The sequence below is a fragment of the Methanoculleus sp. genome (assembly GCF_036677455.1).
Taxonomy (GTDB): Archaea; Halobacteriota; Methanomicrobia; order Methanomicrobiales; family Methanoculleaceae; genus Methanoculleus.
In genome coordinates, this window is record NZ_JAVBWL010000002.1 from 1 (window position 1) to 14,582 (window position 14,582).

The 14,582-nt window shown below is 58.3% G+C and carries 19 protein-coding genes and 2 tRNA genes; 6 read left to right on the forward strand and 15 right to left on the reverse strand.

The genetic code is table 11. The features are described from left to right. A partial coding sequence (locus V6K60_RS00255) for a CPBP family intramembrane glutamic endopeptidase (RefSeq protein ID WP_332448504.1) occupies positions 1-813 on the reverse strand: 813 nt, incomplete at its 3' end. Positions 814-1,260: 447 nt separating this feature from the next. Here V6K60_RS00255 and V6K60_RS00260 point away from each other — a divergent pair. From V6K60_RS00260 to V6K60_RS00280, 5 genes are all read left to right on the forward strand, one after another. After that, positions 1,261-2,094, forward strand: a complete 834-nt coding sequence (locus V6K60_RS00260) for a hypothetical protein (RefSeq protein ID WP_332448505.1) — start codon at positions 1,261-1,263, stop codon at positions 2,092-2,094. A 678-nt stretch (positions 2,095-2,772) separates the two neighbouring features. After that, positions 2,773-3,189 (forward strand): hypothetical protein, encoded by a 417-nt coding sequence (locus tag V6K60_RS00265; protein ID WP_332448506.1) that lies wholly within the window; start codon positions 2,773-2,775, stop codon positions 3,187-3,189. Then, complete coding sequence (locus V6K60_RS00270) at positions 3,186-3,404, forward strand: hypothetical protein (RefSeq protein WP_332448507.1); 219 nt, start codon at positions 3,186-3,188, stop codon at positions 3,402-3,404. Before V6K60_RS00265 ends, V6K60_RS00270 begins: the two co-directional genes overlap by 4 nt. 326 nt (positions 3,405-3,730) lie before the next feature. Next, the gene (locus V6K60_RS00275) at positions 3,731-4,006 is read left to right on the forward strand and encodes a hypothetical protein (RefSeq protein ID WP_332448508.1); all 276 of its coding nucleotides are present in this window, start codon (positions 3,731-3,733) and stop codon (positions 4,004-4,006) included. Positions 4,007-4,292: 286 nt separating this feature from the next. Further along, positions 4,293-4,469, forward strand: a complete 177-nt coding sequence (locus tag V6K60_RS00280; RefSeq protein ID WP_332448509.1) for a hypothetical protein — start codon at positions 4,293-4,295, stop codon at positions 4,467-4,469. On the opposite strand, the gene V6K60_RS00285 is transcribed toward V6K60_RS00280, so the two are convergent. From V6K60_RS00285 to htpX, 6 genes are all read right to left on the reverse strand, one after another. Then, positions 4,464-4,778, reverse strand: a complete 315-nt coding sequence (locus V6K60_RS00285; protein ID WP_332448510.1) for a type II toxin-antitoxin system RelE family toxin — start codon at positions 4,776-4,778, stop codon at positions 4,464-4,466. The genes V6K60_RS00280 and V6K60_RS00285 overlap by 6 nt on opposite strands. 536 nt (positions 4,779-5,314) lie before the next feature. After that, positions 5,315-5,388: transfer RNA gene (locus V6K60_RS00290), tRNA-Val, on the reverse strand. Positions 5,389-5,390: 2 nt separating this feature from the next. Beyond that, a tRNA-Gly gene (locus tag V6K60_RS00295) sits at positions 5,391-5,461 on the reverse strand. A gap of 73 nt (positions 5,462-5,534) precedes the next feature. Continuing rightward, a complete protein-coding gene (locus V6K60_RS00300; protein ID WP_332448511.1) occupies positions 5,535-6,869 on the reverse strand; it encodes a hypothetical protein in 1,335 nt (444 codons plus the stop codon). Between the two features lie 45 nt (positions 6,870-6,914). Next, positions 6,915-8,111 carry a fasciclin domain-containing protein gene (locus tag V6K60_RS00305; protein ID WP_332448512.1) on the reverse strand — a complete coding sequence of 399 codons (1,197 nt, stop codon included), beginning with the start codon at positions 8,109-8,111 and terminating at the stop codon, positions 6,915-6,917. A gap of 408 nt (positions 8,112-8,519) precedes the next feature. Next, positions 8,520-9,398: a zinc metalloprotease HtpX gene (htpX, locus tag V6K60_RS00310; RefSeq protein ID WP_332448513.1), complete on the reverse strand. Its 879-nt coding sequence runs from the start codon at positions 9,396-9,398 to the stop codon at positions 8,520-8,522. A 190-nt stretch (positions 9,399-9,588) separates the two neighbouring features. On the opposite strand from htpX, the gene V6K60_RS00315 reads away from it, so the two are divergent. Further along, complete coding sequence (locus V6K60_RS00315; protein ID WP_332448514.1) at positions 9,589-10,239, forward strand: putative phosphothreonine lyase domain-containing protein; 651 nt, start codon at positions 9,589-9,591, stop codon at positions 10,237-10,239. 100 nt (positions 10,240-10,339) lie between these two features. On the opposite strand, the gene V6K60_RS00320 is transcribed toward V6K60_RS00315, so the two are convergent. The 8 genes from V6K60_RS00320 to V6K60_RS00355 form a co-directional block, all read right to left on the reverse strand. Next, positions 10,340-10,573, reverse strand: a complete 234-nt coding sequence (locus V6K60_RS00320) for a 50S ribosomal protein L40e (RefSeq protein ID WP_332448515.1) — start codon at positions 10,571-10,573, stop codon at positions 10,340-10,342. Then, positions 10,546-11,094: an RdgB/HAM1 family non-canonical purine NTP pyrophosphatase gene (rdgB, locus tag V6K60_RS00325; protein ID WP_332448516.1), complete on the reverse strand. Its 549-nt coding sequence runs from the start codon at positions 11,092-11,094 to the stop codon at positions 10,546-10,548. The genes V6K60_RS00320 and rdgB overlap by 28 nt, the downstream gene beginning before the upstream one ends. Then, complete coding sequence (locus tag V6K60_RS00330; protein WP_332448517.1) at positions 11,091-12,674, reverse strand: bifunctional N(6)-L-threonylcarbamoyladenine synthase/serine/threonine protein kinase; 1,584 nt, start codon at positions 12,672-12,674, stop codon at positions 11,091-11,093. The genes rdgB and V6K60_RS00330 overlap by 4 nt, the downstream gene beginning before the upstream one ends. Positions 12,675-12,767: 93 nt before the next feature. Continuing rightward, positions 12,768-12,950: a 30S ribosomal protein S27ae gene (locus tag V6K60_RS00335; protein ID WP_332448518.1), complete on the reverse strand. Its 183-nt coding sequence runs from the start codon at positions 12,948-12,950 to the stop codon at positions 12,768-12,770. A gap of 2 nt (positions 12,951-12,952) precedes the next feature. Next, the gene (locus V6K60_RS00340) at positions 12,953-13,246 is read right to left on the reverse strand and encodes a 30S ribosomal protein S24e (RefSeq protein WP_332448519.1); all 294 of its coding nucleotides are present in this window, start codon (positions 13,244-13,246) and stop codon (positions 12,953-12,955) included. Between the two features lie 77 nt (positions 13,247-13,323). Beyond that, positions 13,324-13,809 (reverse strand): GTP-dependent dephospho-CoA kinase family protein, encoded by a 486-nt coding sequence (locus tag V6K60_RS00345; protein ID WP_332448520.1) that lies wholly within the window; start codon positions 13,807-13,809, stop codon positions 13,324-13,326. Beyond that, complete coding sequence (gene spt4 / locus V6K60_RS00350) at positions 13,809-14,009, reverse strand: transcription elongation factor subunit Spt4 (RefSeq protein WP_332448521.1); 201 nt, start codon at positions 14,007-14,009, stop codon at positions 13,809-13,811. Before spt4 ends, V6K60_RS00345 begins: the two co-directional genes overlap by 1 nt. Before the next feature lie 3 nt (positions 14,010-14,012). Next, positions 14,013-14,582 carry a DNA-directed RNA polymerase gene (locus V6K60_RS00355; RefSeq protein WP_332448522.1) on the reverse strand — a complete coding sequence of 190 codons (570 nt, stop codon included), beginning with the start codon at positions 14,580-14,582 and terminating at the stop codon, positions 14,013-14,015.

The following is a 14,582-nucleotide window of genomic DNA, read 5'->3' on the forward strand; positions in this document are numbered from 1 at the left end:
GTACCTGAACCGTGCCAGCGTCTTTGCTCCCCATACATACACCACGATCACAGTCACGATAGCAATGAGCCCGTAGCCGATAGCCCCGTCGTAGAGTTCGAACGCCGAACGGCTGCCGGGAAATATGCTCCTTCCGGTATTGGTCACGGCATGGAAGAGTATGGCTGCAAAGACGCTCTTTCCAGTGTTGTTGTAGATCCAGACGGTCAGAACCCGGAAGCTCACGCCCAGTACAATTACTCCCCAGATATACAATCCCGGGGAGTAGCCGATTGAGAACGCCGACGGGACATGCCATACGGCATGGATCAACCCGATGATGAGGCTGGCCGTCAGTGCGGTATACCGGGCCTGCATGGGATCGGTGGCATATCCCGTATAGCCGATCTCCTCGCCCGTAGCGGCAAAGAAGAACGCAACAAAGAGGAGGGGTGTCAGAAGGGGCGGGTTCCAGACAGCCGGGACCGGCAGGCCGATGAGACGCATTATCACGTAGGTCAGCACGTAGATGATCGGCATCATGAGGACGATGGGGATATACCAGGCTTTCTTCGTGATCCTCCTGTAATCGAAGGTCCTTTTTAAGAGATTCTTTACCCCCGAAAGGCTCTCTTCCCGGTATACGAGGATGGATGCCGCTATCAACGGGGTAAACGTGGCCACCATATCCGTCACGGGGAGATTGTCCACGGGAAGGTGTATTGGGTAAATGACATTGAGCACCCAGAGGGGAATAGAAAGAGCGTAAACCAATACAAAAAAGAGGTATGGCGACCTTTTTGACGTGCTGTTGTTCGGGGCCTGCAGTCTCATCAGGGGGCGAAACCTGTTAATTATATAAAAAAGTTCCTTTCCCCTTCATCTATGCCGTCATGCAACCAGGTCTTAATTTCGCAGAAGAAGGAAGAACGATGGGCCCGTCGTAATTCGAACACGAAGCCTTTGCCGTGTGAAGGTCACGTTATGAAGCGGCCCGTTTCGGATCTGAGCCCGATATGTCGGTTTCGGATCTTCTTCAGAACCTTGCGTACTGTAGAGAATAGTCCGGAGAAGGGGAGCGGGGTTGACAACCTTTATCGAGGAATTTAGCAAGGCATATTTCCTGAATGATCAAAGAGGGATTGTGTCCATGCAAAAAGGTCTGTCAGGTATACCAGCGCAATGGAATAAACTTTCAAATCTTTAAAAACGTTGATCGGTCTGCCGCTGTATCAGCCTCTTGAATGTATGCAGCTGGCCTGGAGAGGGAGCGTCTATAGTATGAAAACTGGCAAACGGGTAAAAATTGCAGCCGTTGTCGTGGTTTGCGTACTCTTTGATATCGTTCTCCATCTTGTCACAAGCGCATACAGTACCATGCCTGAGAATCCAAACTATAGCATGGTGGCAGAGTTGCTCGGTACGGAGATCACCGTCTCTCTCTGGGCGCTACTCTCTTTCTCCGGTGCTGCCTATGTTTATTGCCGCATCAGAAATGTGATTCCGGGAGAGGGCGTAAAAAAAGGGGTGCGGTACGGGTCTGCAATCGCGCTGATCTGGCTCTTTGCCATGCTGGAAGGGGTATCCCTGTTTGGCAACCCAATTATGAACGAATTCGTGGTCGGCCTCAGTGATGCAATACCTGTTTTTTTGATGGCGGTTCTATTGAGTCTGCTAAATGCCGGGAACGGAGAGAATGCTGCGGTAAAGCCGTTTCCTCTTCGACAGAAGTTGATGGCCGTATCCATATTCGCAGGGGTATTCTTAATCGGACGATATGCTGCATATGTCACCGGAGCGATCCAATCCGGATACCAGACAGGCCCGGTTTATACGTTCTTCTGGACGCTCCTCATGGGTGCCTGTATCGGGGCAGTCAGTATTTTGCTTGGGAATACCGGGGATACGTTGTCCCTGGAGCGTAGAGCAGCGAAGTTTGGATTCCTGATCTTTGGGGTTAACTGGGCTACGTTCCTTCTTTTTATGCCCTTATTGTTCTCCGGCTATCTGATCGATGTGTTGTCCAGGATCATTATAGACACCCTGCTTGTAACGATCGGGTATTATCTGACGTTTAGCCCCGGAATCAGGTTGAAACCTGGATTAAAACCCTGAATTGCTGTATACATGAAAAGGCTTGAGCGTGGCGGAGTTTCATGCGGCATTATTGTTTATGAGCCCCCTCCTGATTTCACCGCCCGGCAACGCTCTGGATGAAGGTTTTTGGTTCACCCCGACAAGAACGATCTCCCCTACCGGAAGTACATTCCTTGCGACGAATTTTGCAACCGGGAGGCGTTAATGTCGGTGTATTGCCTTCAGGAAAAGAACGACTGATTCTGTTGGCCGTTCCCGGGTCTGTAGTGGCTCCGGCGTTTCTATGTTTGATGGGGGTGTGGGCTCACTCTGTTATCAGGATCGGCACGGGTTTTATATGTAAGGGATACTGTCCGCCGCACATCAGAGGACATAGCGAGAGCATCCGTCAACGCCTTTTGTTCCTTTGTTCATCTGCCCTACCCGCCGTCGCCGTCTGATATAAGGTGCTGGCAAAGAGTTTTGCCACGCTGTACGTGTTCCGGAGGAGGACCTGACTCGTTTAGATCCCTGATAGTTGTAATTCTGAATGCTAGAAAAGCAATAATTAGATAACTATATTATATCGGTCTATTTCGCAATCATGACATAAATTGACTGAATAACCCTGGGTGCCCGAACTGGCGCATTTCAGATGTTATCCTCGTGCGGGCTGATTTGGATACTCATAAATCTTTGAGGATCGAGCTTCCTGTCATGGAAATCCCTGATCAATGGGTGGGGGCACTTCTCGTCAGTCTCATTATACTGGTGCTGGGACAATTTTTGATGTCATATCGGGCGTTTTACCAGCATAAGGAAGAAGTCAGGAACCTCATGGATGCTAAAACAGAAAACATTGCCAAATCCATCGAAAACTGGAATATAAAGAATGAGAACTGTAGCATCCGGATAGATACTGCGAATGCCCGGTTGGAGTCCTTTGAGAGCAAACAGGATCAGGCTAACAAGGAGATCTGGACTAGAATGGATCAGGTCGAGAGGAGGCTTCAGGACCGGCTTTCCCACTTGAAGGAAGATATATTAGTATTGCAGACAACTTCTGAAATGCTAAAGAAAGCAGGTCTTCGCGAATCGGAAGACACCTACAAGAAGCAAGGAGGGGATATGTGATGCCGTTACTGCCCGCGCAACTCGAGAGGATGGAGTATCTGCTCGGCAAGTCCCAACATACCGCGCTGACTCCGACAGAGCAGGATGAATTACGACGCTATGTTGTAGTGGAACAGCCACAGGCGCAGGATGTCACTTTTGAGACACTCGTGACGTTGGGGCTGATCATCGTCGGTGCGTATCTTCTGTACAAATATCTTGAGTCAACAGCCTGACGGCAGCACTCCCCCCATCTATTCTTCCCCTGCAGATTTCATCCTCCGGTAAATCATCCATTTCTAATTCTTCCTTCGTGATGTTGTTACCCTTTTCTGTACGAGGATCTAGACCGAAAGCCAGGGTATTTGAAAGTTTACCCTCCCGGCAGGCCTACTTTTTCTTGTTAATAGGCGCTCCGTTGCTTCCGGTTATGGCCGGATCGGGGGAACAATTGAGCCACTTTGCCTGGAGAATATCAAAAAGTTAATCTATCGGTAAACCAGATTCCAGGATCAAACCGATTGGCATTTTAGTGAATTACCGCCCTCCATGTACCTCATCGATGAGTGAAAACGAGTATCTGACCCGTAAATCGAGGATCGATCCGAAACTACGGGCGGCCGGCTGGGATGTCGTTCCCTACAGAGAAGGACGTTCGCTCAGTGCATACGATCGGTGTGCCGTCGAGGAGTACCCGACCGGGAGCGGCCCTGCCGATTATGCCCTCTGTCTCAACGGTGCAATATTTGGTATCATCGAGGCGAGGGAGGTCACGCTTGAGCGGATACGCTCCGAGAAGAAGGCGGGGAAGAGAGGGGTTCAGTCCACATTAGTCTGATGGCAGTTCTGCTTGTCTCCGGGTTTCCGCTCTTAGTTTTCCCGGAGGACAGAAAAAGAGGTTATATGTTCGTTTCTCTTGGGAGAAGAGGGCAGATCGCCTATGACGTAAAGCACACTGTTGCCGGGATGTTCCGGCGTGGGGTGCCGCATCCGTCCGATCGTCGGCGAGACATCCGCGGTGTACGGCACCCCAAAGGGGGTTTGGATGAGATAGTGGCCGCGGTCCCGGTGTGAAAGTGTTCCTCCCCCAAAACTATATCCCCCCAGATACCGACATCATCTGTATGCCGACGAAGACGGTAGTCGAGCGGAAGAAGGCAACCCCGAAGACCGCGCCTGAAAGAGCCCTTACTCAGGCTGAAATCCAGGCCGGTATCGACAGGCTTGATGCAGACATGGAGAGAGCGGGAAACGGTCGGAAATATACTCATGCTGAGATAAAAAAGAAATATGGATTATAAATCGATGTGCGGATACATCTGGTGTGCCTCCTCGAAACCCATGATCAGATGAACTTGAGCAAACCTGTTTCCTTTCGCCCCCATCACCTTGTAAAACACGGTGTATTTCCTCTGAATATGTAGCCTGTGAGTGTTCTCCTTCCCTTTCAGTTTTTTCTTGTTGCATAGTCCGATCCGGTCGAAGAGGTGTTCACCCAGGCAAAGCTCTATTTTCTGGATGATTTTTGCTAAATACTCGCCATCTCCATGCTCAATTGCATCAAGGTGTTTTACTGCCGTCTCTGCGTATACGATCTCGTATTTCGTCATCCGCCTCCCTCAGACCTTGACGCCTCACGCACGCAGCGCGGCGATCACGCCCTATTCTGCAGCCTCCGACATAGGGATCTTCTCATCCTTTGCGAGGAGGTAGACGTTCTCACGGATACGGACCGACGTTTGCTGAAAGACCTCTCCCTTCGCGTTGATATGCTTCATAAGTCAATAGATGGCAATTATATCCATTTAAAAAGCGAGTGTCAAACTATCCCCCTTTTTCACCCCGCCACCTTTGACCCGCCCATTTTAAGAGCCTCCAAGCAGAGCCTAACGCATACAAATGTGTGCGCATGTGTGCACACATGTGCGGACAGGAGAAAAGATACATGGAAAAGAGAGAAAAGAGGAAAACAAGCAAACCGCGCCGAGTTAGGCCCCGGTTGAATTTGTCGATTGATCCTGAGAATCACGAGTATCTGAAGAACACCGGCGTTAATGTGTCCCGATTGCTAGATAGCGCCGTTTCTGAACTCCGAAAGATAACGCCACACAATTTAGTTCTTATTTCACAAAAGAAGGAAGATTCATGGGCTCGTCGAGATTCGAACTCGAGACCTCCGCCGTGTGAAGGCGACGTCATAACCAGCTAGACCACGAGCCCCATGCATCGACCGGGAATTGAACCCGGGCTATTGGCTTGGAAGGCCAAAGTCATACCACTAGACCATCGATGCGTACTGGTACGTCTATACAATTCTGGCGTTATGAGTTATTAACATATCTCCGGGCGCGGGACCCCGCTCCCCGTCAGCCCGCCGCAGGATCGGGGGCGGTCAGGTTGCCCTCCGCAACCGTCAGGACGAATCTCCCCCGGTCGCCGAGGGGCGAGACGACGATGACCGCATCCCCGTTCCGGTTCACGACCCTCTCCATCCAGAAATCCCGGTCGTTCGCGTACGAGACCGCGCCGGGATCATCTGCACCTACCTCGTAGTATGCCGCGGACCAGGACGGGAGATCCGCCTCCGGGAACGAATGCACCCCCCCGGCCTCTCCGGTGAGGTCGATCCGGCCGGTTGCCTGCGGGTACCGGGTGAGGTTGATCCCGGCGTATCCGAGCGGCGGCTCGCTCCCCTCGGCATCGAGGTAATTGGCAACCACCCAGCGCTTGAAGACGTCACCGAACGACTCCGGGTGACCGTGCCGCTCAAGCGTTGCGTTGACCCCCGATATGCCGGTGCGGTTATCCGCGACGAGGCTCGCAAGGAACGATCCCCCGTCCGGGCTTCCAGACCGGTCCCCGAAGTTCTCCGCAAGGTAGAGTGTCCAGAGGAAACTCGCCCCGTAATGCGCCTGGTTGATCGCGCCCTCCGAGCGGGCCCACCGGCCGTCGGTCACCACAAGGGGAGTCCCGGGATGGCGGTTGAAGGCCTGGACCTTCGCCCGGTTCTCGCTTCCAGAGCAGAGGTACTCCGCGTAGCCGCTGCACCCCTCATCGACCCATGTCCTCTCGTGGGGGTCGTGCGAGTGGTGGACGAGGTGCTGGAACTCGTGAGCAAGCGTCGAGCTCATCTCCTCCTCCCGTGCATCGGCATCGAGAAAGATGATGTCCAGGTTGTTCTCGACGCTGCCGTCAAAATACCCGACGATAGAGAGATCCGTCGCGTTGTCTCCCGGACCGTCGCGGATGTCGAGGAGCAGGATGAAGACCCGGGGGTCCTCGTCGACCCCGGTCTCGTTGCCGAACGTCCCGGTGATCGTGGGGTGGACGACGCGGTCGAAGGTCTCCACGAGACGCTGGATCGCGCTCTCTCCAACCATCCTGTTCTCCTCGACAAACAGGTAGCAGTGCTCCCCGGTTGCCCTGCAGGTGGCGTTGACGGGATACTCCTCATCGGTTGCGAAGTCGGTGCAGACGAACGACTTCACATCCCCCGGCGTGAAGTTGCCCGCAGTGTAGGCTTTCCGGCCGCCCCCTTCCGTCACATACTCAAAGAGGCCGCCCGGTTCCTCATGGATGGCGTGGATGAGGGGGGTTCCGTCCGTCCAGACCTGACCCCCCGGTCCGCTCCCGGATACGGTCCCGACCGTGCAGAGCGCCAGAATCGCAATCGCAACCACGAGATGCCTGGTGCCGTTCAATCGTTCATCCCACCCTTAAGAGTCCTGTCCCCTCACCCGGGCCGGTTATATGGCCCCCATCGGCAGTTCGGTCATGTTCACGATCGGGTTCACCGTCGGAGTCACATTCGTCGCCGGAGCCACGGTCTCCACCGGGGCTACACTCGCCGGCGGGACCAGCACCGTATCAATAACGTGGACAACGCCGTTGCTCGCGTTGACCTCCGGCCCGCTGATCGTGGCGTTATCGATCATCAGCACGCTCCCGTTCACCGAGACCGTCAGGTTCACCCCGGCGAGTGTCGTGAGGCTCGTTGCGTTGCCACCCTCCGTCATGTTCCGGAGTTCGGCGGCCGTATAACTGCCGTTGACCACGTGGTTCGAGAGCACCCGGGTCCGCTCGGTCTCGTCGATGAGCAGGCCGGTGAAGACCTCGGGCGAGAGGTTGCCGAACGCATCATTCTGGGGTGCAAAGACCGTGTACGGCCCATCGCCCTGGAGCGTTGCCGGGAGGTTCGTTGCGTTGAGCAGACTTGCCATGAAGGAGAGGTTGTCGTCGCCACGGATCACCTCAAAGAGACCGTTCTGCTCACCAGTGGCCGTTGGTGTGGGTGTTGCGTTTCCGGCAACCGCCGGCACGGATGCTCCGTTCCCATCGACCACCGGTGTAGGTGTGACGTTCCCGTCACCCGTCGGTATGGGTGTCGCATTCCCTTCACCAAACGTAACCGTTATCGACAGCCCTGCGACGGCCCGTTCGATGATCTGCTCGCGTTCGGGGTCGAAATCGGAGAGATTGCAGTAGATGAACCAGAACGTCTCACCGTCGGAGAGGTTGTGCGCCAGAGCATCGGTGTTCGTCTCGTAGAACGTCTCATTGAGGTCATTGAGGACGAGCCAGAACTGATCGTCCTGGTACACGTACTCGTTGATGCTGTCGACGGCCAGCCGCTGGCTGATCGTGTAGTAGTAGGTCGTGTAGTTCAGAGCCGTGGCGTTCGCTCCTCCCGACCGGGAAGCCGCATCGAGTGCGCCTGCCGGAGTGTCCCTCCTCACCTCGAGGGGGGCGTCGAGGTTGACGGGTTCGATCGTGAAGTTCTCCGCCGGATCGATCGTGACGTTGTACTCTCCTATGACCTCCATGGTGTCTATCGGCAACTCAAGCTCGAGATCGGCGCCGAGCGGCTGAGCCGAGACCAAAAGACCGGTCCCGGTCAGGGTAAGAAGACATAGAACGGCAAGAATGCCGGAAACTTTTCTCAAAACCAATTTAATCACCTCTCTCTGTTGCGCCCGGATGCTCATGACTGAAGGGGGGCTCGCGTATTCGGTATGGTGAAAGCGGGTCTTCTCGTCGCCTGGCTGGACTGCTCCTGCATAACGCAGGTACAGCGCTGAATGCTGGATTGCCCGACTGAGTGCGGGAGCATTCTGAGTCGGGCCATCTGACTGACTGAGCGGATATCTGGAGGTCTCCGCGTTATATATATTTTTGTAAATAATAATCTGGAGCCCTGGATGCCCGTGCTGGCCACTTACCACCCGATTCCAGCCATCGAGATCGCTTGAGTGACCATCGGGTCACAGAGACGGCCGGTGCCCTCATCGGGGATGAATGACGGCGGTGCGCCACCGTTCCTGAAACGTGCGAAAAAAGGGTATTCTTCAGGGTTACCGGGTCCCGGCGGCCAGCTCCTCGAGAGCGGCGACCCGCTTCTCCAGCGACGGGTGCGTGGAGAAGAGCTCCATCAGGGTGTTGCCCGAGAGCGCCGGGATGATGAAGAAGGCGTTTGCGCCCTCAACTTCCTGCTTCTTCTCGGCCGGAACATAGTCCATCCGGCCGCTGATCTTCTGGAGCGCCGATATCAGCGCCCGGGGGTTGTTCGTCAGGGCGGCGCTGCCCCGGTCCGCGGCAAACTCCCGGTAGCGGGAGAGCGCCCGGGTGAGCAGGGTGCTCACGACCCAGACCAGGATCGAGACGACGTAGACCAGGATCAGCGCGCCCCCGTTGTTGCTGTCACGGTTGCCAAAGAGGCTCATGAAGAGCCAGTTGCGCATGATCAGGAAGGCAAGCATCGATATGAAACTCGCCATCGTCAGGGTCAGCATGTCCCGGTTCTTCACGTGCGCCATCTCGTGGGCGAGCACCGCCTCCAGCTCCTGGGGGGTGAGCATCCGCATGATGGAGTCGGTCACCGCCACCACGGCATGACTCGGGCTCCTCCCGGTCGCAAACGCGTTCGGCACCGGCGAGGGCATGACCCCGACCTGCGGCTTCGGGAGGTCGGCGGCGGCGGCGAGACGCTCAATCATCCGGTGCAGTTCCGGGTATTCATCCTCTTCCACAATCCGGGTGCCGGTGCTCCAGAGCACCAGCTTATCGGAGAAGAAGTACTGGAGGAACGCCATGCCGGCGGCTACCAGCAGAAGGAACTCAAAGGGGAATCCAAGGGCGGAAAGGACGCCCAGGAAGATCAGGTAGACTATGAGGAGCAGAAACGACGTTAACAGCATCCTCATCGTGAGACCGAAGTCGCGCGTCCACTTCATGGCGGGTAATTGTTGTACCGGCGATCTCTTAAGACCTGCGCCTGAGTTTTCCCGGAGGCTCGCGCTGGAACCAGGATCCGGCCCCTCCCTCCAGGCGCCCCCTCCCGGAGGCGATCCACGGTGCGGTGGACCGCTCCGGGCCGGCACCGGTTCGGCATTTTTTTTACTCCTCCGGCAGATACCACTAGGTATGGAAGAGATCGACCCGGAGTCCCTTGCTGAGATCGCATACGGTATCTTTGAGGTCTACCTCAACCGAGAACTCCATGCCCGGGGCTCGCACCTGTTTGAACTCGTCGAGCAGGAGACCGATTTTGAAGAAGACGCCCGTGAGATCTTCGAGCGGTTCCGGGAGGACTATCCCGAGTTCGCCGGAGCGCTTCTCCGGCGGTTTGGCGATATCAGCGCGATCTCTGCGCCGATCCGGGCCGGCGAAGGGGTTCTCCCCTCAAAGACGACCCGGATATACTGGATCGTCCAGGATGCCCCCGGGCCCGCACAGCGAGGGCTCGATGACGAGCAGGTCGGGAAATGGCTCATCTTTGTTCCCGCAGACGAAGTGGACGAGGCGTGGCGGAAGGTCCGGGACGGGACCGCGCAGGGGGCGCTCGGGATCTCCGCAAAGGTCAGCACCGCCAAACCGAACCCCGACTCACGCGACGAGCGGTATGTCATCTACGTCTACACCCGTGACTGGGCGGACGAGGCCGACGTGATGGGGCTCCGCGAGCGGCTCCGCGACCTCGGCTTTACGGATCGGATCGGCTACAAGCGCAACATCGAGACCTACCGTGGCGAGTATAGCGAAGAGGGCAGAAGAGTCACGTATTACAGCGCCTGATGCCGGACTGCTCTCCCGGTAACACCGCCTGAAAAAAGAGTATACCGGACTCCCGGGACGCCGCGACCGGGAGCACCCGTATGCAGAACGCAGAAGAGCGTTACGCCTTTCGTTCCTTGGACTTGGGCCGGAGTTCTTCCGAACCGCATTTGCGGCAGCGGGTCGCGCGGATTGCGTTCCGGGCATTGCATTTCATACAGATCTTTACGTTGAGCAGACGTGCTTCAGCTTCGGGAAATCTTGCCATGTTGAAAACACCACTTGTCAGATGGGTACTATGCGTTCTCGGTCCTATTAACTGTTCTGTCAGGGCGCGTACTCCCGCTCGATCCATGCACGGAACGCCTCGAGCGCCCGTGCCCGGTGGGAGATCCGGCTCTTCTCGGCGAGTGGTATCTCCGCAAGCGTTCGTCCGGCGTGGGCGAAGATCGGGTCGTAGCCAAACCCCTCCGCTCCCCGCGGGGCGACGATCGTCCCCGGGAGGACCCCCCGGAAGACCCGGATGCCGTCCTCCCGGGCGAACGCGATCGCCGTCTCGAAGTGAGCGTTCCGGTTCTCGACACCCTCCATGAGCTTCAAGATGCCTGCGTTCCCGATGGTGTCGTGGACGTAGGCGGCGCACGCGCCGGGAAACCCCCCGAGCGCGTCGATGAAGAGGCCGGTATCATCGACGATCAGCGGGCGGGAGAGCGCCCGGTAGGCGTACTCCGCCTTGCCCCGGGCGACCTCCCCGACGTCGACGTGGCGGAACTCCGGGCACTCGAGCGCAACGTGCTCGACCTCCAGCACCCCTGCAAAGGTGGCGGCCACCTCACGCACCTTGTTGGCGTTGCTCGTCACCACCGTGAGCCTCACAGGTAGCGCCCCCGGAGTTCCACCTCATGTTCGCGGGAGAGGACCTCGTCTGCCCCCCCGAACGCCCCGGCATACCCCTCGATGAAGGCCTCTTTCAACTCCTCGAAGTTCTCCGTGGTGCTCTCGAGCGTCTGGAAGAAGACATGGAGGTCGACGCCGCGGCTCTCGACCTCCGGCGACGTGGACGCAAGCCCGAAGTCGATCAGGACGCACTGCCCGTTGCGGACGATCATGTTGCTCGTCGTCAGGTCGCCGTGGACGATCCCCGCCGCGTGCAGTCTCCCGACCGCCTCGCCGGCAAGGCGGATCGTCTCCGGTCCGGTGACGTACTTCAGCACCTCGCCCTCGATCCGTTCCATGACGATCGTATCGGCGGTGATGTCCCGGATCACCGGGGTGGGGACGCCCGCTCGCCGGGCCGTCGCGATCAGGCGGGCCTCCGCACGGGTCCGTTCCTCGATCAGCCGCGTATCGAGGCGGGGATTCCGGTAGTGCTTGGTCGTCCGGTGTTTGACCACCACGTCCTCCCGGATCTCCACGACCGCCTCCGCGCCCCGGGCGACGCCCCCGTCCTCGCGCCCGGTGGCAAAGATCTCGCCGGGCTCTTCTCGCCAGACGACCTCCACCTCGTCCGCCCGGAAGCCCGGACGGATCTGCGACTCCTCGAGAGGAAGCGTGACCCCGTGCTCCAGCATGATCCTGCCCGTGTAGGCGATCATAGCGCCGTTGTCCCCGAGGTAGGTCCGCTCCGGGACGGCAAACGCCGCTCCCCGGTCTTCGCACATGACCCGCAGCATCTCCTGCAGCCGTGCGTTCGCCCCGACCCCGCCGACGAGGAGGACCTCGTCCTTCCCCGCATGCGCGAGCGCCCGCTCGGTCACCTCGACGCACATGGCAAACGCGGTCTCCTGCAGGCCGAAGCAGACATCCTCAAGTGCCGCCGGGCTCTCCTGGGCGGCGCTGACGAGTCCGGAGAAGGCGAGGTCCATCCCTTTCACCGTGTAGGGGAGCTCGATGTAGTCGCCCTGGCGGGCCAGCTGCTCGATGATCGGGCCGCCCGGGTGCGGGAGGTCATGGGACCGGGCGAACTTGTCGAGCGCGTTCCCGAGCCCGATATCCAGTGTCTCCCCGAATATCCGGTAACGGCCGTTCAGGTACCCGAGCACCTGGGTGTTCGCGCCGCTCGCGTACAGGACGATGGGATCGGAGAACCCGGTCGCCCATCTGCCGATCTCGACGTGCGCCACGCAGTGGTTGACGCCGACGAGCGGCACGCCGAGGGCTATTGAGAGGGCACGGGCGGCGGTCGCCACCGTCCGGAGGGAGGGGCCGAGGCCCGGTCCCTGCGAGAACGCGACAGCCCGGATCCGTTCCGGTCCCGTGAGCACCCGGGAGACGACCTCCTTCATCACCGAGGCATGGTGCTGCGCGGCTTCTCGTGGATGGATCCCGCCTTTTGGAGGGACATAGGGCGCCGAATGGAGGGCAACCAGGTCGTCGCCGAAGAGGGCGGCACTGAGGTTCCATGCGGTCCCTTCAAGCCCCAGCACGAGCCCTTCCCCGGGCGTTTCATCCGGCATAAAACAGGTGTCGCTCCATTACGGTGTGTGAAAAAGATCGACCGCGGCCGAAGAGTGCGGCCGGGCCGTATTTTGGTATCAGGAGGTGAAGACCTACTTGCGGAACTCGGTGTAACCGCACTTGCCGCAGGCCGCCCGGTCCTTGTGCTCGGCCATCAGCACGCCGGGGCCGCACCGGGGACAGTGCCGCTTCTGCAGGACTACCTTGTCGCCCTTGACCTCGTAGAGTTCGTGTCTCTTGACCTTGGTCGACTCCTGCTTCTTCTTGGCTGCCATGCTTATGCCTCGCTCTCGGCCTTCGGCTCGCCGCGCTTGAGCAGGTACTCCCGCTCGGTCGACTTCTTGCTCTCCTCGTCGTCGTAGACCCGGGCGCGGCCGAGAAGTTCCATCTTTCCAAACCGGGTCCGCTCGAGGTCCAGTACGATAAGGTTGTCGTTCTTGTTCAGCATCGCGGCGAGCTTCTCCTGAATGCTCTTCCGCGAGGGCGTCGGGCCGTCAAAGGTGAGGGTAAACGCGAGCTCCCTCCGGTTCAACAACTCGTTCCTCAGGTCACGGGTAATTTCGAAGTCCATCGATATCCCTAAAATATTGTTGGCGGATTTATTTATACTCTGGGATGCCGGTTCCGGAACGGATCTCGCCGCACGTCTTACCCGCGCACGAAACAGTCCAGCATGGATGCGGCCGCCTGCTTCGCCGGCGCATCGACGATCCGGAGGACGACACCCTCTCGCGGCTGGCCGTAGAGGACGGCAGCCCCGATCGGCGCGGCGAGGACGATCGGGATGACCGCGAGATCCTCCTCGCCGTCGACGAAGATCACTGCTGGAGGGTCCCTGACCGCCGCGTCGATCGCGTCGACGAGGTCATCGGTGATCGTGCCGGGGGGGTTCTTTGCCGTCAGCCTCCTCGCCTGGAGCAGGGGGGAACGGTTGCAGGGTAAGCGCATCGTATACCCGTCGATGATGGCGATATCCGGGACGACGCCTGCGGCGAGGAGGTTGTGGGTCACCACATCGCCGACGGCGTAGACCGCCCGGCCTTCGAGCCGGGCCAGGAGTTCGTCGATATTCCCGTACAGGGTGCCGAACGGTTTCTTGAAGAGGTCCCGGTGCGCTTCGGGAAGCCGGAGCATCAACGGACCTTCAGCGCGTACCTGCCGGCCATGGTGATGTTCATCTTCTTTGCGATATCCGAATGCTCGGGATCGATGATCACGACGTAGCCCGCCCAGTCTTCGCTCAGGTTGCTCGTGCTGCAGACCACGCAGGCCTCCCCTTCGACGACCCGGTGACACTCACGGCAGACCTTGACCATTTTCTTACGGACGACCATGGCTTATGCCGCTCCCTTCGCCTTCTCCTGTTCGAGTTCCTCTTCCAGCCAGAGCGTGGTCCCGAGGCCGGACTGTCGCATCGTGAGGCCGATCTTACTCTCCCTGGGCTCGCGCTCGTTCAACGAAAGCGCAACGACCCGGGCCCGGACGCCGTCGCCGACAGCGATATACCGCTTCGAGTCCTGGCAGATCAGCCTGCCGTTCTTCTCGTCGTAGTTGATATACTCATCCGATATCTGGCTCACGTGAAGCATGGCGTCGATGGGCCCGAGGCTGATGAACGCACCGAAACTCGTCGTCTCCACCACCTCGCCCTCGATCACTTCCTGGAGCGCCAGACGGAGCACCGCCGCCTCGAACCTGACATCGTAGTAGACGGCACCGTCCCCCGGGATCAGTTCCCCTTCGCCGATCTCGAGAATCTTCGTGACCGCGATGAAGATCCCGATCTCCTTGGTGATGCTGCCTTCCAGCTGCTCCTGCAGTACATTGAGGATGACCTTCTCGAGGTCTTCCCCGAGGCGGTGGGGTGGAACCCGCACCTTGTCCTCCAGTGTCATCTTGTAATACAT